The organism is Acinetobacter sp. CWB-G5, assembly GCF_019209785.1.
Classification (GTDB): Bacteria; Pseudomonadota; Gammaproteobacteria; order Pseudomonadales; family Moraxellaceae; genus Acinetobacter; species Acinetobacter johnsonii.
In genome coordinates, this window is sequence record NZ_JAHUTF010000006.1 from 72,629 (window position 1) to 91,018 (window position 18,390).

At 41.9% G+C, this 18,390-nt stretch carries 17 protein-coding genes and 4 tRNA genes; 14 read left to right on the forward strand and 7 right to left on the reverse strand.

Annotated elements, in window-relative coordinates:
* Positions 1-115 precede the first annotated feature (115 nt).
* The 3 genes from KVY11_RS11215 to KVY11_RS11225 all read left to right on the forward strand — a co-directional run bounded on the left by KVY11_RS11215 (position 116) and on the right by KVY11_RS11225 (position 4,093).
* Entirely contained in the window at positions 116-1,477 is a 1,362-nt protein-coding gene (locus KVY11_RS11215) for a sodium:alanine symporter family protein (protein ID WP_005400491.1), read from the forward strand.
* A 143-nt stretch (positions 1,478-1,620) separates the two neighbouring features.
* Complete coding sequence (gene radA, locus KVY11_RS11220) at positions 1,621-3,012, forward strand: DNA repair protein RadA (RefSeq protein WP_218288980.1); 1,392 nt, start codon at positions 1,621-1,623, stop codon at positions 3,010-3,012.
* A gap of 118 nt (positions 3,013-3,130) precedes the next feature.
* Positions 3,131-4,093: a Tim44 domain-containing protein gene (locus KVY11_RS11225; protein WP_218288981.1), complete on the forward strand. Its 963-nt coding sequence runs from the start codon at positions 3,131-3,133 to the stop codon at positions 4,091-4,093.
* 499 nt (positions 4,094-4,592) lie between these two features.
* On the opposite strand, the gene KVY11_RS11230 is transcribed toward KVY11_RS11225, so the two are convergent.
* Positions 4,593-5,771 (reverse strand): trypsin-like peptidase domain-containing protein, encoded by a 1,179-nt coding sequence (locus KVY11_RS11230; RefSeq protein ID WP_218288982.1) that lies wholly within the window; start codon positions 5,769-5,771, stop codon positions 4,593-4,595.
* Positions 5,772-5,939: 168 nt separating this feature from the next.
* On the opposite strand from KVY11_RS11230, the gene KVY11_RS11235 reads away from it, so the two are divergent.
* From KVY11_RS11235 to KVY11_RS11270, 8 genes are all read left to right on the forward strand, one after another.
* Complete coding sequence (locus KVY11_RS11235; protein WP_218288983.1) at positions 5,940-6,698, forward strand: Nif3-like dinuclear metal center hexameric protein; 759 nt, start codon at positions 5,940-5,942, stop codon at positions 6,696-6,698.
* Between the two features lie 345 nt (positions 6,699-7,043).
* On the forward strand, positions 7,044-7,664 hold the full coding sequence (locus KVY11_RS11240; RefSeq protein ID WP_218288984.1) for a superoxide dismutase: 621 nt from the start codon (positions 7,044-7,046) through the stop codon (positions 7,662-7,664).
* A 209-nt stretch (positions 7,665-7,873) separates the two neighbouring features.
* Entirely contained in the window at positions 7,874-8,500 is a 627-nt protein-coding gene (locus KVY11_RS11245) for a superoxide dismutase (RefSeq protein WP_010327236.1), read from the forward strand.
* Between the two features lie 144 nt (positions 8,501-8,644).
* Positions 8,645-8,720, forward strand: a tRNA-Asn gene (locus tag KVY11_RS11250).
* Between the two features lie 4 nt (positions 8,721-8,724).
* A tRNA-Asn gene (locus KVY11_RS11255) sits at positions 8,725-8,800 on the forward strand.
* Positions 8,801-8,995: 195 nt separating this feature from the next.
* Positions 8,996-9,071, forward strand: a tRNA-Asn gene (locus KVY11_RS11260).
* Between the two features lie 288 nt (positions 9,072-9,359).
* A tRNA-Asn gene (locus tag KVY11_RS11265) sits at positions 9,360-9,435 on the forward strand.
* 56 nt (positions 9,436-9,491) lie between these two features.
* Positions 9,492-9,956, forward strand: coding sequence for a DUF2726 domain-containing protein (locus tag KVY11_RS11270; protein WP_171304215.1), 465 nt, complete (start codon positions 9,492-9,494; stop codon positions 9,954-9,956).
* Between the two features lies 1 nt (position 9,957).
* Here the strand turns inward: KVY11_RS11270 and KVY11_RS11275 are convergent, their stop codons facing one another.
* The 6 genes from KVY11_RS11275 to glnA all read right to left on the reverse strand — a co-directional run bounded on the left by KVY11_RS11275 (position 9,958) and on the right by glnA (position 15,070).
* On the reverse strand, positions 9,958-10,188 hold the full coding sequence (locus tag KVY11_RS11275) for a hypothetical protein (RefSeq protein ID WP_004982602.1): 231 nt from the start codon (positions 10,186-10,188) through the stop codon (positions 9,958-9,960).
* Between the two features lie 99 nt (positions 10,189-10,287).
* Entirely contained in the window at positions 10,288-11,736 is a 1,449-nt protein-coding gene (locus tag KVY11_RS11280) for a S9 family peptidase (protein ID WP_218288985.1), read from the reverse strand.
* A gap of 107 nt (positions 11,737-11,843) precedes the next feature.
* Positions 11,844-12,725: a 4-hydroxybenzoate octaprenyltransferase gene (gene ubiA, locus KVY11_RS11285; RefSeq protein WP_168158104.1), complete on the reverse strand. Its 882-nt coding sequence runs from the start codon at positions 12,723-12,725 to the stop codon at positions 11,844-11,846.
* Positions 12,722-13,207, reverse strand: coding sequence for a chorismate lyase (locus tag KVY11_RS11290; RefSeq protein WP_168158105.1), 486 nt, complete (start codon positions 13,205-13,207; stop codon positions 12,722-12,724). Before KVY11_RS11290 ends, ubiA begins: the two co-directional genes overlap by 4 nt.
* Positions 13,208-13,289: 82 nt before the next feature.
* Entirely contained in the window at positions 13,290-13,565 is a 276-nt protein-coding gene (locus tag KVY11_RS11295) for a hypothetical protein (RefSeq protein ID WP_218288986.1), read from the reverse strand.
* A gap of 89 nt (positions 13,566-13,654) precedes the next feature.
* A complete protein-coding gene (gene glnA / locus KVY11_RS11300) occupies positions 13,655-15,070 on the reverse strand; it encodes a type I glutamate--ammonia ligase (protein ID WP_005400480.1) in 1,416 nt (471 codons plus the stop codon).
* A gap of 842 nt (positions 15,071-15,912) precedes the next feature.
* Here glnA and KVY11_RS11305 point away from each other — a divergent pair.
* Genes KVY11_RS11305 through trpC form a run of 3 tightly spaced genes read left to right on the forward strand, consistent with a single transcriptional unit; the run spans position 15,913 to position 18,383 of the window.
* Positions 15,913-16,497, forward strand: coding sequence for an aminodeoxychorismate/anthranilate synthase component II (locus KVY11_RS11305; protein WP_004695699.1), 585 nt, complete (start codon positions 15,913-15,915; stop codon positions 16,495-16,497).
* A 16-nt stretch (positions 16,498-16,513) separates the two neighbouring features.
* On the forward strand, positions 16,514-17,560 hold the full coding sequence (trpD, locus tag KVY11_RS11310) for an anthranilate phosphoribosyltransferase (protein WP_005400478.1): 1,047 nt from the start codon (positions 16,514-16,516) through the stop codon (positions 17,558-17,560).
* 16 nt (positions 17,561-17,576) lie between these two features.
* Positions 17,577-18,383 carry an indole-3-glycerol phosphate synthase TrpC gene (gene trpC / locus KVY11_RS11315; protein ID WP_218288987.1) on the forward strand — a complete coding sequence of 269 codons (807 nt, stop codon included), beginning with the start codon at positions 17,577-17,579 and terminating at the stop codon, positions 18,381-18,383.
* Positions 18,384-18,390: the final 7 nt, after the last annotated feature.

An 18,390-nucleotide genomic window follows, 5' to 3' on the forward strand; every position in this document is an offset into this window, starting at 1 on the left:
AAAAATCAATAAAAAATCGTGCAGGAAGCATGACTGTGGCATATCAATTGCTTAATAAAACTCAAAATTTTTCTAGAAATTTCAAGTTTTAAAACATAGAGGACTAAAAGAAAAAATGAATACACAAAGTTTACAAACTTTTATGGAAACCATCAGTGGTTGGGTCTGGGGACCCTATATGTTGGTCCTCATTGTCGGAACAGGGATATTCCTCACATTACGCTTGTTCTTCTGGCAAATCCGCATGTTACCTCTGGCCTTTAAACAGGTATTTGGCAAACATGACCAAGCACATTCTCATACTGGAGATATTTCCCACTTTGCATCCCTCATGACAGCACTCTCTGCCACCATTGGTACGGGTAATATCGCTGGTGTTGCAACCGCTTGTGTCCTTGGTGGCCCAGGTGCGGTGTTTTGGATGTGGATGACAGCCCTGTTCGGTATGGCAACCAAATATGGTGAAGGCGTACTGGCAGTTAAATACCGAATCAAAAATGAAAAAGGTGAAATGTCTGGCGGTCCAATGTACTACATTGAACGCGGCCTAAAATGGAAATGGTTAGCACTGATTTTTGCGCTATTTGGCACCTTGGCGTCTTTTGGGATTGGCAGTTCAGTACAATCCAACACAGTTGCGCTCGCTGTTGAAAACAGTACGGGAGTTGCAACATGGATCACAGGTATCGTCATTACGGTATTTTCTGCTTTAGTTATTTTAGGCGGGATTAAATCTATTTCTAAAGCCGCTTCTTTCATCGTTCCGATTATGGCGATTGGCTATGTCCTCGGTGGCCTCATTATTATCTTCAACCATCTTGAACTCGTCATGCCTGCACTTGAACTGATCTTCCGTGATGCCTTTACGGGTGAAGCTGTAGCAGGTGGCGCAATTGGTGCTGTCATTCGTTACGGTGTCGCTCGTGGCGTCTTCTCAAATGAAGCAGGGATGGGTTCGGCGCCGATCGCCGCAGCTGCTGCAAAAACCGACCACCCTGCACGTCAAGGCTTAGTCTCAATGACAGGTACGTTTATCGATACCATTATCGTCTGTAGTATTACAGGGATCGTTTTGGTTATGGGCTTTATTATGGCGGGCAATAGTTTTGGTGGCGAAACAGGCGCGGTATTAACCACTCATACTTTTAACCAATTACTGCCGGGTGTCGGAGGCTGGATCGTGACTTTTGGTATTGTGTTCTTCGCTTACTCCACCATTTTAGGTTGGTGCTATTACGGCGAAAAATGCTGTACTTATTTACTCGGTGAAAAGTATGTGCTGTTGTACCGTCTCATTTACATCGCATCAGTCTTTATTGGTTGCGTGGCATCTCTTGATTTAGTCTGGCTATTTGCCGATACCTTTAATGGTTTAATGGCGGTTCCAAACTTAATTGCCTTGTTATTGCTGTCGACGGTGATTGTGAAAGAGTCACGTGATTTTGTCGAAAAGCGTAAATCAGGTGAGTTGTACTAAGGTTATTTTCAAAGCAAATTTTTAAAATCTTCAATAGTTAAGCCACCTTCGGGTGGCTTTTTGATTCAGAGCATTCATTTCAAATCCAATCCTCTGTATGCTGTTGAACCATCGAATACTCCAAATAGTGCATCAAATAAAGCATGGCAAAAGCAAAAAGTGTTTACCGCTGTGAACAATGTGGCGCTGACCATTCAAAATGGGCGGGCCAATGTTCTGAATGTGGAGAATGGAATAGTCTAGTTGAAGTCAATATTGCACCAGCAGTCACACATCGTGCACAGCCCAAAATGGGTGGCGGCTATGCAGGTCAAGCTGCTGCTATTAGCACCTTAAATCAAATTTCAGTTTCACATGAGACTCGATTGGCTACAGGAATTGGTGAGTTTGATCGTGTGCTTGGCGGTGGTCTCGTCACGGGCTCTGTAGTACTGATTGGTGGTGATCCAGGTATCGGGAAATCGACCATTTTATTGCAAACGGCAACGCATATGGCCGCGGCCAACAGTGCGGCATTGTATGTCACAGGTGAAGAGTCACTCTCTCAAGTGGCCTTACGTGCAAATCGTCTTGATCTGCCCACAGATAAACTCAAAGTCATGGCAGAAACCTGTGTTGAGCGGATATGTGAAATGCTTGCCCATGAGCGTCCAGCCGTGGCAATTTTAGATTCCATTCAAACCCTATATACCGAAACACTACAGTCAGCGCCGGGCGGTGTTTCTCAAATTCGTGAGTCCGCAGCTTTACTGACACGTTTTGCTAAGAATAGTGGTACAGCCTTGTTCATTGTCGGACACGTCACCAAAGAAGGTGCACTGGCTGGCCCGCGTGTGCTTGAACATATGGTGGACTGTGTTCTGTATTTTGAAGGTCAGTCCGACTCACGTTATCGGATGATTCGTGCCGTTAAAAATCGTTTTGGTGCAGTCAATGAACTCGGGGTTTTTGGCATGACCGATAAAGGATTAAGAGAAGTGGCGAATCCTTCAGCCATTTTCCTAAGTCGTTATGATGAAGCCATTGCAGGCTCAATCGTGATGATCAGCCGTGAAGGCACACGTCCTCTGTTGGTTGAGGTTCAAGCTTTGGTTGATGATGCACATGGTCAACCGCGCCGAGTGGCCTTAGGTTTAGAACAAAACCGTTTAAATATGCTCTTGGCAGTGATGCATCGCCATGGTGGCGTGCAAACATCTGCACAAGATGTCTATGTCAACGTTGTCGGTGGTTTAAAAATCACGGAAACAGGCTCTGACTTGGCTGTCTTATTGGCCTGTGCCTCGAGTCTGCGGGGTAAAGCACTACCACAACAATTGGCTGTTTTTGGCGAGGTAGGACTCTCTGGAGAAATTCGCCCAGTCCCCAATGGACAGGAACGCTTAAAAGAAGCTATTAAACATGGTTTTAAATACATTATTCTACCGCGTGGCAACGCACCGCAAAAAGACATTGCAGGGGTGAAGGTAATTGCCGTGGCGCGCTTACATGAGGCACTCACTGAAGCCATGAGCTTAAGCGATGAACTCAACTAAGCTAAATTCCATTCGTTTGGATTTCTCATAAAATAAACACGTTTTTTATTGAAATTTAGGCTGAAAGACTGCATAAAGGTAGAGTTAAAATTTATTTTTTATAGAGTAGGAAAATTTGATGGAAGTTCGACAGCGTGGTTTGATTGCTGGTTTTTTAACAGCGGCTCTTTTAGTTGCACCCTTAGCCGCAGAAGCTAAACGTGCAGGTGGTGGTAAAAGCCACGGCATGAGCCGTCAAGCTGCACCAACTCAGCCTTATCAACAACCTCGTCAAGCAACTCCAGCTCAACAACCTACCGCGCCCGCTACAGCTCCAGCTAAATCTGGTCCAGGCGTCGGTGGTATGGTTGCGGCTGGTGTAGCGGGTGCTGCAATTGGTGCTGTAGCTGCAAATGCATTGGCAGATGATAACTCTGCTTCTCAAGCGCAAGCACAGGAAGAAAAAGGTGGTATTCCGAGCTGGATTTGGATTCTTCTTGCCGCTGCTGTTGCCTTCTTCATTTTCCGTAAAATGGGCGCAAAAAAAAAAGTAGCACCTAATCCATACGCACCAAACAATGGTTCAAATCAAGCACCGTTTGGTCAACAAGCTGCACCACGTACATCAAATGACAACAGCAATATTTTTGGTCAGTCTGTAGGTGGTTCAGCTGCTACACCACAAAACAATACACCTTTTGGCGCTGCCTATACCAATAGTGGTAGTCAGCTGCCAGACGGTACAGAACCCGCTGCTTTCTTACGTATTGCTCGTCAACGTTTCAATCATATTCAGTCGATGAACACAGCAAGTAACATTTCTGAAATTCAGCGTTACTTAACACCTGATCTTTACCAGTCTATGTATCAAGACATTATGGCGAATCAAGATCAAGATGTAGCTGAGTTTTCAAACCTTAATGCGATGGTTGCGGACTCTGCGACAGAAAATGGCCAATACGTGGTTAGCGTACGTTTTACTGGTACAGTAAGTGAAGACCTCAACAGCTTACCGCAACCTTTTGCTGAAGTTTGGCACTTTGTAAAACCTGCGGGTTCTACCCAAGACTGGCTCGTTGCAGGTATCCAACAAGAAGCGTAATTTCCAGATATATAAAAACAGCGACTTCGGTTGCTGTTTTTTTGTGCCCTATAAATCCTCCTGTAGATTCAACCGAGTCATCAGCGCCTCGCTTAAACAAAAACAGCATTCAAAACGATAACAGCAATGGTTTTCCTAAAAGTTAGGCTCAACATTTCCAAATAAGTAAAACCTATCATCTATGTTAAATAAAAAGCGTAATGAGAGGCTGTACAATGCATCCTCAATCACACGCCTTCTTTTAACTTCGACCTATACCTCCACACGAATAAGTTCATCGCGTTATGAATGCTTGATGCCATTGGGCAATATCTAAAAATAAGTGAGCTTTGATTTTCGACTAAAACTGAGATCATCATTTACCAATCTGAGGCATTTAAAATGCACAGGGTTTTTATTGATCATGCTCTGCATTTAATATTCACACTGTAAATCATCTACTCATAAAAAATGCCTCTATAAAGAGGCATTTTTTATTTACGTTTTTTAGTCTTATTTCTTATTCAGGTAATGGAATAAATTGAGAGTCCTGATTTTGCTCTTTTCTTTCCCCAACAACCACAGCAACATCTAAAGGTTTACCTTCGCGCTCAAGTGAAATCTGAATGGTGCTATTTGGCGGTTGTAAAGCCACAAAATTAATCAAATGTGAGGTTGAAGTAATCACTTCATCATTCACTTTCACAATCTTGTCGCCTTTCATTAAACCAGCTTTTGCAGCAGGCCCAGTTTTTAACACGTCTGCAACAACCACACCTGGCCCTTTAGGCTCTAAGATATTGACTTGTTCAACAGGCAATAAACTGATACCTAGCCAACCACGTACCACACGACCATCTTTAAGAATGGAGTTCAGTACTTGCTGACAAATTCTTGCAGGAATGGCAAAACCAATACCTAAAGACCCACCTGACTGAGAGAAAATCGCCGTATTCACTCCAATCAAATTCCCCGCGACATCAATCAAAGCACCGCCAGAATTGCCGGGATTAATCGCAGCATCGGTTTGAATGAAGTCTTCATAAGTGTTAATGCCCAGGTCAGAGCGTCCTGTAGCAGAGATAATACCCTGCGTAACGGTTTGACCTACGCCAAATGGGTTGCCAATGGCCAAGACCACATCACCCACTTCGTTGCCACTTAGCTTAAAGGGTAAAACAGGCAGATTTGCCAGCTCAATTTTAATCACAGCCAAATCGGTATCGGGGTCGGTACCAATCACTTTAGCCACTGCACGACGACCATCTTGCAATGCCACAACAATTTGATCGGCTTGAGCAATCACATGGTTGTTTGTCAAAATATAACCATCAGGACGAACAATCACACCCGAACCCAAGCTGTTTTCATTTTTATTTTGGCTAAACTGATCTGGAATTTGATTGCCAAAAAATTCACGGAACGCAGGATCATTGAGTAACGGATGGTCAAGCTGTTTGACTTTTTGCGTGGTAAAAATATTTACTACTGCTGGTGCAGCCACTTTCACTGCAGCGCTATAAGAAACTACACCACCGGTACGCGTGGTGTTAATTAAAGGCTCCACCTTTTCAGCAGGCATCTTAATCCCATCGGACGCCACAGGCGCTTTTGGCTTTTGATACTGCTGCCAAGCAAAAAATCCAGCAATGACTAAAATGAGTAATACCCAAGGTAACCAGGAAAAGGTCCTGCGCACGATTTCACCCTCTAAAATGTTTTAATTCATTGATGACTAAGTAATTTATGCCTATTGTAAAGCGAAATTCAAGCCGAAGCACAAAAATAAGCAAGAGTTTTGTCATGCTTTAGTTACAATAAACAATAGGTTCCGATGTAATCAATTTAAAAGAGTTTTTAAGTCGATATGGCAAAATTACAAGACATTATTCAGTGGTGTGATCAAACCCTCAAATCACCTGAGTTTAAGGACTATGCACCGAATGGCCTTCAAATTGAAGGAAAGACCGAAGTGCATAAAATTTTAGCTGCTGTGACAGCATCGCAAGATGCCATAGATGCCGCGATCCGAGAAAATGCGGATCTTTTACTGGTGCATCATGGTTATTTTTGGAAAGGTGAAGCCTATCCCATCACAGGTATGCGCGGTAAACGGATCAAGAGTCTGATTCAACATGACATTTCTTTGTTGGCATATCACCTCCCCCTCGACAGCCATCCGAGTCTTGGAAATAATGCAGCGATTGCAGATTTGCTCGAACTGGAACGTATTGAAGCGCTTGACCCATCTGAGCGTCATCCTATTGGCAATATTGGTTATTTAAACCAGCCTATGCCTGTGGAAGAGTTTAAAAAGTTTGTATCTGAGAAATTAAAGTTTGATGTTACCCATCTTCCTGCAGACAAGACCATGATTGAAAAAGTCGGTTTTTGTACCGGTGGTGCACAAGATTTTATTGTAAAAGCCGCTGAACAAGGCTGTGATGCCTATATTTCAGGCGAAGTCAGTGAACGTACCTTCTATGAAGCCAAAGAAATAGGCGTACATTATTTTGCTTGCGGACATCATGCGACTGAACGCTATGGTGTGCAGCGATTAGGTCAAGCAATTTCAGAACAATTTGATATTGAATATGTTTATTTCGAGTTAAACAACCCAATCTAAGCAATCGCTGGGATGAAATTCCTTTCATCCCAGTCCTATCAATGCTTTACATCGCATGGCATCCAACATCACTTCCATTACAGCAAATGATTAATTTTTAAAATATTATTCCTAGCCTTTCATCTTTTTAAATCAAAACATAGCATCAGTTCAAAAACGCTTTGCATTTGATCTTTGTTATACCTGCTGAACGTTCAACCCAATACGAACAATATAAATTGCTACGCTGCACTCCAATATCGCAAATAATAAACATATTGATTCTCATTAACTTTTAGGTAGATAATAAAACTGCTTTAAAAACTCCCAATTAAACAAACTTTGATGATTAAAGGAATCAAACACATGGCTTATTCTTTACCCGCTCTTCCTTATGCCTATGATGCACTCGAACCCAATATTGATGCGAAAACGATGGAAATTCACCACAGTAAACACCATCAAACCTACATCAATAACATTAATGGCGCGATTGCAGGCACAGAATGGGAGAAACTGTCTGTGGAAGATTTGGTTGCCAAAGTCAATGAAGTCCCTACTGATCTTAAAAATATGGTGATCAATAATGCAGGTGGTCATGCCAACCACTCACTGTTTTGGACAGTCATGAGTCCACAAGGTGGTGGGCAACCGACTGGAGCTGTGGCAAAAGCTATTGATGAGCAACTCGGTGGTTTTGATGCTTTTAAAGAGGCATTTACCAAAGCCGCGATTAGCCGTTTTGGCAGTGGTTGGGCATGGCTGAGCGTAACACCTGAACGCAACCTGATTGTTGAAAGTAGTGCAAATCAGGATTCCCCACTGATGCACGGTCATACCCCTATTCTCGGTTTAGATGTATGGGAACATGCGTATTATCTAAAATACCAAAACCGCCGTCCTGAATATATCAATGCCTTTTATAATGTGGTCGATTGGAATGAAGTAAATCGCCGTTACCATGCTGCTTTGCAGGCTAAAAATTAATCACCCACCTCAATCCATCTAGAGCTTAGAGTCTTTTAAAATGAATATATTCTGCACGAAAGACTCTAACGATATCTTGTGTATCGTATATGTCTCCATGCGAAGTTTTTTGCATATTTTGTGTATTAAAAGACTGCCCTATTGTCCATAGAATCATTTACAATAAATGCACTTAAAGTAAAACCCAGCAAATCTGCAAGGAATGAAACATGACAACCATTACTTTACCTGCACTTCCATATGGCTACGAAGATCTTGCTCCGCACATCAGCAAAGAAACTTTAGAATTCCACCACGACAAACACCACAATACTTATGTTGTTAACCTAAACAACCTAATCAAGGGTACTGACCTTGAAGGTAAAACTTTAGAAGAAATCATCACAGCTTCTGCTGGTGATGCATCTAAAGCAGGTATCTTCAATAACGCAGCACAAGTTTGGAACCACACCTTCTACTGGAACTGTATGGCTAAAAACGGTGGTGGTAAAGCAACAGGTGCTTTAGCTGCTAAAATTGATGAAGCTTTCGGTTCTTACGAAAAATTCGCTGAAGAGTTTGCTGCTGCTGCAACAACTCAATTCGGTTCAGGTTGGGCTTGGTTAGTTGCTGACGAAGTAAATGGCAACCTTTCTATCCTTAAAACTTCAAATGCAGACACTCCACTTGCACACGGTAAAGTTGCAGTGTTAACCATTGACGTTTGGGAACATGCTTACTACATCGACTTCCGCAATGCGCGTCCTGTTTACATCAAAACTTTCCTTGAAAGCCTTGTAAACTGGGATTATGCAAACGCGAAATATGCAGGCCAAGCTGCTGGCGTTGAAAAATAAGATTCGTCTTGTTTAAAAAACCGCTCTTTTTGAGCGGTTTTTTTGTTTTTGCTGTCTAAACGCATATTTATAAAGCAAACAATTCATTTCTCAATATTTTTTGCTTGACCCATTTTCCTTTCCTCCCTAAAATGCGCATCAGATTCTCCAATAGCTCAGTCGGTAGAGCGACGGACTGTTAATCCGCAGGTCCCTGGTTCGAGCCCAGGTTGGAGAGCCACTATTCTTCCATAGCTCAGTCGGTAGAGCGACGGACTGTTAATCCGCAGGTCCCTGGTTCGAGCCCAGGTGGAAGAGCCAAGATTCTAAAAAGCCCAAGCATCGTGACTTGGGCTTTTTTTATCACTCATTGTTTTGATTCACACCCTATACCCTTCTGGTATACAGCTATGACATATCAAATTGTTTATAAAAAAAACATTTAATCTAAAATTCGATTTTTTTTAGCATTGTAACTTGACCGATGTGTAATTTTCTCTATACTGCATTTCAGATTCTCCAATAGCTCAGTCGGTAGAGCGACGGACTGTTAATCCGCAGGTCCCTGGTTCGAGCCCAGGTTGGAGAGCCAAATTTTAAAAAGCCCAAGCATTATGACTTGGGCTTTTTTCTGTCTATAAAAATGACATTCACCCATACGTAAAACCAATCTCTCAAAATCACTCCAAAGCAGCTTTCCATACAGGCCCTTCTCAGCTTGAATCTCCCAAATTTCTCCATCGAAAACCAAAAAGACTGAATCAAATTACATCAATAAAAGCTAAACCGTTTATTTTTAAATCATTTAAAGCAAATTATATAAAAATAGCAGGCCAAAGACTTGACCCTTTGAGCATTGCCACATAGAATGCGTGCAGATTCTCCAATAGCTCAGTCGGTAGAGCGACGGACTGTTAATCCGCAGGTCCCTGGTTCGAGCCCAGGTTGGAGAGCCAAAATTCTAAAAACCCACTCCATTCGAGTGGGTTTTTTCTTTGCGCTAGAAAATATTGTGTTCGATCTGAGTCAAATCATCTTTTTTATCATCGGCTGCTTTGCCACTATTACTTTAGTGATGATGGTCTATCCTGACCTGTTTCGCCGTAAACAAAAGTTTTATGCCAAACACGTCATTACGCCGTTTGAACGTAAAATGTTTATTCGCTTAAAAGAAGCCTTTCCACGCCATCATGTTCTAGCTCAAGTTTCATTTAGCTCACTGATTACCAGTGACCACTATAAAATACGGGCCAAATTTAACCGTAAAGTCACCGATTTTGTTTTATTAGATGAACAATTAGCGGTTGTGGTAATTATTGAACTCGATGATCCTTCCCACATCGGCAAAGAACAAGAAGATGCAGAACGTGACGCCATGCTCAATGAAGCAGGTTACATCGTTCTGCGTTTTACAGAAATTCCAAGCATTCGCCAACTGCACAAACACATTGGTGTCACACCTGCAATGCGTGCTTGAATTATTTTGAGACCGCGCTGCTCGCTTCCTGCAGTGTTAATTGCTTTTCGGCAGCCAACTTTTCTTGAATACGCTGCTGTTGTTCTTCCTTAATACGCTGATATTCCGCTTGGTTTTTTGCATCGCTTTTTACCGCTAAAAAAGCAATCCCTAAAATAAGCAATGGAATCACAATACCAAGACTCGCTAAAAACATCACTTTTGGCGTTAGTTTTTGAGTTGATTTCGTCATAGCCAGCCTATTTCCAATATCTAGATTTTGATGGGCAAATACTATAACAAAAAAAGAGCCTCAATCATGAGGCTCTATCTTCAGTTTAAATGGTTAATTTTATGTCGGCGCTATACCTGTACAATTTTCATTGGTGCTAGCATCTTTTTGTGCATCAGTTAGTACAATACCCGTACCCGCAGACATATAGGTCTGAATAAAATCTACAGCCTCCTTATTTTGACATACGATTGCCTGCGTATGCGTCGCCTTCGGTACAATAGTTAGTTTATAACCATCAGCATATCCATTTTGCGGGAAGTATGTGGTCGCTTTTGCTTTCATATTTGCATATAACGCTTGCGTTACTACAGGTAGTACTGCTTGATCATTCGCACCTTGAATAATAAATACAGGAGTTTTAATCACCTTCGCAGCAGTGGCATTGGTTGCTGGTTGATTATCCGCCAAGAATTTCTGAACCACTGGATCTGTTTTAATTTTATTTAAATCAACACCGTACTGTGAAGTCCAGTGTGTTGGATCTGCCAAGAACTCTACAACGCCCGCTTTAAATTGTTCTTGTAAGCCATTTGCGCTATTCGGTGCTGGATAACCTAAACATGCACCATCATCGCCAGTACGTCCATAAGCACTTTCTGCAATTTCAGCAGCGCCAGGTGTAAAGATATTCTTTAAATCATAATCAGGCTGATATGCTTTAATACCCGAGCTTGTGAGTGCCGCATAAGCCAAGAGCTCAGCATAACCATCTGCTATTTGATCAATCAGTGCTTGGCCTTGCTCTGGCGGAATCAGTCCCCCTGCAACGGCACCACGGACTTGTTGCAATTGCTCATCTAATCGATTGAGTCCTTTAGGCTGATTATTCGCATCAAGATTCATCTGCGGATCGAGATAAATTTGAATAATTTGTCCTAAACTTGATGCAGGTGCACCAGCCACAGCTCCTTTATAAGTCGTATCTGTATTAGCAAACTCTGCTGTACCCAATGATGCATGTCCACCTTGTGATTGGCCAATCGACATCCATGCTCCATTTAACTGGGTACCATAATGCTCTTTTGCGGCTTTGACGGCTGCAATGGCAGAATTAGCTTGGCTCGACAAATTCAAATAAGGATGTACACCTGATGTACCTAGGCCTTCATAATCTGGAGCAACAATGACATAGCCTGCAGCCAATAATGTATTCGCTAAAATTTTAAAGCGTGGATGAATCACATTTTTACTTGGTGCACAATCATCTCCGCCTCCAACCGTTCCATGCTCCCATACCACAACACGATAACCATCTTTAGGTTGAGCTACCTGTGGAAATAAAACCATTGCCGTTGCGGTTGCTGTCTTCCCTTGCACATTCGTCATGTTATAAGTCATGACTTTAATTGATGAACTATTCTCGACTGTATCTAAAGAATAATTCCCTTCCGATAGATAAGTGGGCTGTTGGTTTGAAGCGGGCGAATCATCATCGTCATTACAAGCAGTTAAAGACAGCATTGAAACGGCAACTGTAAGGGCTAATGCTATTTTCGAGCGTTTCATAAAATATCCTTTTATTCGTTGTTTTTTTAAGCATGAAACTACATGCCGTTTTATTAAGACATAAAAAAAGCGCCCTGTATAGGACGCTTTTCAACCAAAAAATCACTTTAAATAATTAATTCCAAAAAGATTCCAGTAAAAATAATGAATCCCACCCAACGATTGTGACGGAATGCCCAAAAACAATACTGTGGATCTCTGTCTTTGGTTTTTGACCATTGATAAATAAAATCAGCCACAACTACCAGCAATGCGATTAAACCCAATGGCATCAATAAATTTTCAAGGTAAAGTGCCGCACCGATCAAAACCACGCTCATCGCCTGTAAAAGTGAAATAATTTGAATATCAAAACGACCAAACAAAATGGCTGTCGACTTCACCCCAATTTTTAAATCATATTCACGGTCGGTAATCGCATATTGAGTATCGTATGCCACAGTCCAAGCTAGATTACCAAAATACAGCAACCAACAGGTTAAATCTAATGGCTTACCCATGGCCGTAAATGACATCGGAATTCCCCACGAAAAAGCCATGCCTAAAACAACCTGAGGCAAATGGGTATAGCGCTTCATGAAAGGATAAATAAATGCGAGAAAAAGCCCACCTAAAGCACAATAGAATGTTTCAATCGGTAGAAACAACAACATACAAGCACTAGCAAAGACTAGAGCTAGAAACACATAAATGGCTTCTTTAGCCGTGATAATCCCTGTTGCTAAAGGCCGCGTTTTAGTGCGCTCTACATGCGCATCGACTTTACGATCAGCAAAATCATTAATTGCACACCCAGCCGCACGCATAAATATCGTGCCAAGTACCATCGGAATCAAAATACCAATGGGCGGTATGCCCTCTGCTGCAATCCATAGTGCCCACATGGTAGGCCAAAACACCAATTCTGTGCCAACAGGCTTATCAAAACGACATAAATAATAATAGGCTTCTAAACGTTCACGCCAAGTAATTTGATGCGCAGTTGTCATAACTGTCCTTCAGATGCTGAATTCTGCTTTTGCAAAAATTGCTCAAAACTCGCTAAAAAAGTTTCCTGAACAATAAACTTGCAGCCGTGCCAAGTATAACAGCTCTGTCTAGTCCAGCCATCTTCTAGCCAAATCACGCGGCGTTCACATGCTGGATTGGTGCGCTGAAACAAGAACCAACCAATCGGTTTTTTACCAATATGTTTAAAAAGCCGTGCGCGGCCTTGCAAACTTAAGATCGGGAAAATGCTTTTGGCTTTGACCCAAGGCTCTACATCACTGCCATATAAAAAACTTTCTCGTACCCATGACGTATGCTGAAACGGCATGCCCATCCATTTTGCATCGATAAACTGAAGACGCTGAAAATGTTCTTTGGTCGGTTGAACCCTAAACACTCCATCAGCCAAATCCGTCAGTTGCTGAGTAAGTGAACCTGAAGCATATAACCATGTTTTCAGTTCAGCTGGAATCTGCTGCATAAGCCTACCTGTACCATTGATTTACTGTGCGCTTAAACGCTTTTTGAGTTATGAAGAATGTATTTGATTGTAAGATCAATCTTTAGCAATTATCTGTTTTTGCAATGGTTTCAAATTTACCTTGCGGAGTTTTCACCAAAATAAAACCTTCAGCACTCAAATAAAAACTTTGAGGATAATCATAATCCAGTGCCAACTCTGGGCTTTTCAATGCAACAAATTCTGCCTGCTTGTAACCTTCAGGGGTGCGACCAACTTCAATATAAGTCACCATCGAAAAATTTAGCTTAAATCCTTTGTCTTGATCTTTAGGGTCAATCCAAGGATAAAAACTGGTGTGCTTCTTACGCTGTGCCATTGCTCTCATCAATTTTTTTCAAGTTAAACAGATGATACAAAAAAACCCGCGACTAGCGCGGGTTTTTTACAGTGAAATTCAGTTCAGAATTACAAGCTGTAGTACATATCAAATTCAACTGGGTGAGTTGTCGTGTTCAAACGACGCACTTCTTCAGTTTTAAGTTCGATATATGCATCAAGCATTTCTTTAGTGAATACACCACCTTTAAGAAGGAACTCATGATCCGCTTGAAGCGCTTCAAGAGCCATATCTAGGCTGTGCGCAACTGTAGGGATTTTCGCTTCTTCTTCAGGAGGAAGGTCGTATAAGTTTTTGTCAGCTGCTTCACCTGGGTGAATCTTATTTTGGATACCATCAAGACCCGCCATTAACAATGCAGCAAAACCTAAGTACGGGTTCATCATTGGATCTGGGAAGCGAGCTTCGATACGTTTGCCTTTCGGGCTAGAAACGTAAGGAATACGGATAGAAGCAGAACGGTTACGTGCTGAGTAAGCCAACATAATCGGTGCTTCGAAGTGCGGAACTAAACGCTTGTACGAGTTTGTAGAAGGGTTCGTAATTGCGTTCAATGCACGAGCGTGTTTAATTACACCACCGATGAAGTAAAGCGCCATTTCTGAAAGACCAGCGTATTCATCACCAGCAAACAAGTTCTTGCCATCTTTAGAGATTGACATGTGAACGTGCATACCAGAACCATTATCACCAACCATTGGCTTAGGCATGAAAGTCGCAGTTTTAGCATATTGGTGCGCAACGTTCCAAACAGCATATTTGAACTGTTGTACTTCGTCTGCTTTACGAACCATTGTGTTGAAACTTACACCAATTTCTAATTGGCAAGATGCAACTTCGTGGTGGTGTACTTCTACACGACCTGGGCCCATGATGTCTTCAATACGCGCACACATATCAGCACGCATGTCATGTGAAGAGTCAACTGGAGGAACTGGGAAGTAACCACCTTTAACACGTGGACGGTGACCAGAGTTTCCGCCTTCGTAGTCTTTGTTTGTTGACCAAGCAGCTTCTTCAGCAATCAATGTATGGCGCGCGCCAGACATATCAATTTCCCATTTTACTTCGTCAAATACGAAGAATTCTGGTTCTGGACCAAAGAATGCAGTATCACCAATACCTGTCGATTTTAGGTATTCTTCAGCACGGCGAGCAATCGAACGCGGGTCACGGTCGTAACCTTGACCTGTTGATGGCTCAATAACGTCACAAGTAACAACTACTGTAGGCTCAGCGAAGAACGGGTCGATAAAACCAGTTGCAGCATCTGGGCGTAAGATCATGTCAGATGCTTCAATGCCTTTCCAACCAGCAATAGAAGAACCATCAAACATTTTACCGTCTTCAAAAGTATCTTCGTCGATAGTATCTGCTGGGTAAGTTACGTGTTGTTCTTTACCCTTAGTATCCGTAAAACGGAAATCGACCCATTTTGCGCCACTTTCTTGGATGAGTTGTAGGACCTTGTTCGCCATGCTCATTTTGCTCCGATGAATTTTTGTTGCACTCTTTAGTGCGTGTTAGTAGTTGGTTGTTCTAAAGCAATTACCGTACCAACTTTAAAAAGCTTAGCTAAAATATTGAATTCATTATCAGAATAACAGTTTTAAGCTGTTTGCTTTGGCTCTATTATACTGAGCTAAAAACTAAATGCACCATATTCAAGCATGCTTCTTCACATTTAATCTAAAAGATTTTGAGTGTGGATCATAATGGTGCATTTTTAAATTTCACTGTGCAATTTCCACCCGTTTTTTATAAATTAGAGCGCTATTTAAGCTGTTTTTTTCGCCTTGATTTGACTTCAACACCTCATATCACGGCGGGCGATATACCTAAAGTCAAATATAAAGAACATAATTAATTGTTTTTATTTAACTTTATGAAAAGTTAAAACCTCGTCATTCAACCCTATATAAAGCCGAAATCTCAGATGTGACTAAGTAAATAAAGATGCTCTGTTTTGGTGATATTTTGGGAGTTTTTGGCTCACAACATCAGAAGATATTCTTTTTATATTCATTGAATATGCATGCTTCATGACATTTACACATAGTCCACGAGGCTTCTCGTTAGGATTTTAATCTGAGATATTCATAAACTCTATATCAGTTAGTAACAAAACCCATTGTAATTTTTAGGCCCGAAAAAAAATGTCGCGCCCTAGCTGTGTATTTTTTGCTATGATAATTTCGGTTTTGTGCCTCCATTCAAGTCATTGAATGAGAAAAATAATTTACTTATAGCTTTATAATGTAATCGCACGAATACTACGGGACTCTTCAAGCACATTTATGTGCATAAATTTCAATAGGTTAAGCTCATGCTTTTAATGATCGACAACTATGACTCTTTTACATACAACATCGTCCAGTATTTTGGCGAGTTAAATCAAGAAGTAAAAGTAGTACGTAATGATGCCGTGACATTGGAGGATATTGAGCGATGGCAACCTAAGTATCTTGTGATTGGCCCTGGCCCATGCTCACCTTCGGAAGCAGGAATTTCCATTCCAGCCATTCAGCATTTTGCTGGAAAAATTCCATTATTAGGGGTGTGCTTAGGACATCAGGCCATTGGTCAGGCTTTTGGCGGCGAAATCATTCGTGCCAAAAAAGTGATGCATGGGCGTTTGTCTGACATGCACCATTCGAATAAAGGCATTTTTAGCGACCTCCCTTCTCCGTTTTCAGCAACGCGTTATCACTCACTGGTGATTGATCAAGAAAGCTTGCCTGAATGCTTAGAAGTGACTTGCTGGACCAATGAAGCAGATGGCTCAATTGAAGAAATCATGGGTGTAAAGCATAAGACGCTTGCCGTTGAAGGCGTGCAATTTCACCCAGAATCAATCTTGAGTCAGCATGGCCATCAAATCTTTAAGAACTTTTTAGAAATTTACGCATAAATGAGTGCAGTGAAAAATGAATATGCAACAAGCTTTAAATAACATCACTAAAAACATTGAGTTGACGCAGCCGCAAATGGAAGACGTCATGCGCACCATCATGAATGGTGAAGCAACAGATGCCCAAATTGGTGCACTGATGATGGGTCTTCGCTTAAAAGGTGAAAGTATTGATGAAATTACCGCAGCGGCTCGTGTCATGCGCGAGTTTGCCATCAAAATTGATGTCAGTGATGTGCCTTATTTAGTCGACATCGTCGGTACAGGTGGTGATGGTCAGAACTTATTTAACGTCTCGACTGCATCTGCTTTTGTTATTGCAGCGGCAGGTGCAACCATTGCTAAACATGGTAACCGTGGTGTTTCAACCAAATCGGGTTCCTCGGACTTGTTAGAGCAAGCAGGCATCCAACTTGACTTAAACATGCAACAAACTGAACGTTGTATTCGTGAAATGGGTGTCGGTTTCTTGTTTGCCCCGAATCATCACAAAGCGATGAAGTATGCGGTAGGCCCGCGTCGTGAATTAGGCATTCGCAGTATTTTCAATTTACTTGGCCCGCTTACGAATCCGGCTGGAGTAAAACGTCTAGTGATTGGGGTGTTTTCGACTGAATTATGTCGTCCTATTGCAGAAGTGATGAAACAACTGGGCGCAGAACATGTCATGGTCGTTCATTCGAAAGATGGTTTAGATGAAATTAGCCTTGCATCAAGCACCTATGTGGCTGAACTCAAAAATGGCGAAGTCACCGAATGGGAGATTCAACCTGAAGATGTTGGGATCGAATCGCAAACTTTAACGGGTTTAATCATTCAAGATTCTGCTGAAAGTTTAAGCCTAATTAAAGATGCCTTAGGTAAAAACAAATCTGATAAAGGCGAAAAAGCAGCCAATATGATTGCTTTAAATGCAGGTGCTGGTCTGTATGTCTCTGGACTTTGTACCAGTTATAAACAAGGCGTGGCTTTAGCACATGACATCATCTACGGCGGACAAGCTTTAGAAAAGATGAGCATCCTTGCTGAATTCAGCAAAACCCTTAAACAATACGACGCTTGATAGACAGGATTTTGTCATGGTAGATATCGCAAATACGATTTTAGGCAAAATTGTGGATCGCAAGCAGGAAGAGTTTGCTGCACGCCTCAAACAACGTAGCTATAAAGATGTGGAAGAATGGGCACTTGAGGCAACTCCTGTACGTGGTTTTGCAAAGTCTTTACTGAGCAAACAACCGGGTGTGATCGCTGAAATTAAGAAAGCATCACCATCTAAAGGCATCATTCGTGAAAACTTTGATCCTGCTGAAATCGCTCAGCAATACGAAGCTGCAGGTGCAGCATGTTTATCGGTTTTAACCGATGTCGATTTTTTCCAAGGTGCCGATGAGAATATTCAAATTGCACGTTCTCACTGTGCCCTGCCTGCATTACGCAAAGACTTTCTGATTGACCCTTATGGGGTGATTGAAGCACGTGCTTTACATGCCGACTGTATTCTTCTGATTGTGGCATGCTTGTCAGATCAACAACTCGAAGAAATGTCTAAAACGGCTTTTGAGCAAAATTTAGATGTCTTAGTTGAAGTACATGACGAAGCAGAACTTGAACGTGCTTTGCGTCTATCTGAGCGTTGCGTATTGGGTGTCAATAACCGCAATTTAAAAACCTTTGATGTGGATTTAAACACCTCGATTCGTCTGAAAAAACTGCTTGAACCATCTCGTCTACTGGTGACTGAAAGTGGGATTGCGACCCCAGCGGATGTGGCAATGATGCAAGAGCATGAAATTCATGCTTTCTTGGTCGGTGAAAGTTTTATGAAGCAGCCGCGTCCAGACCACGCCTTTACTGAGCTGTTTGGAACACCTAAATCACTTTAATGGCATA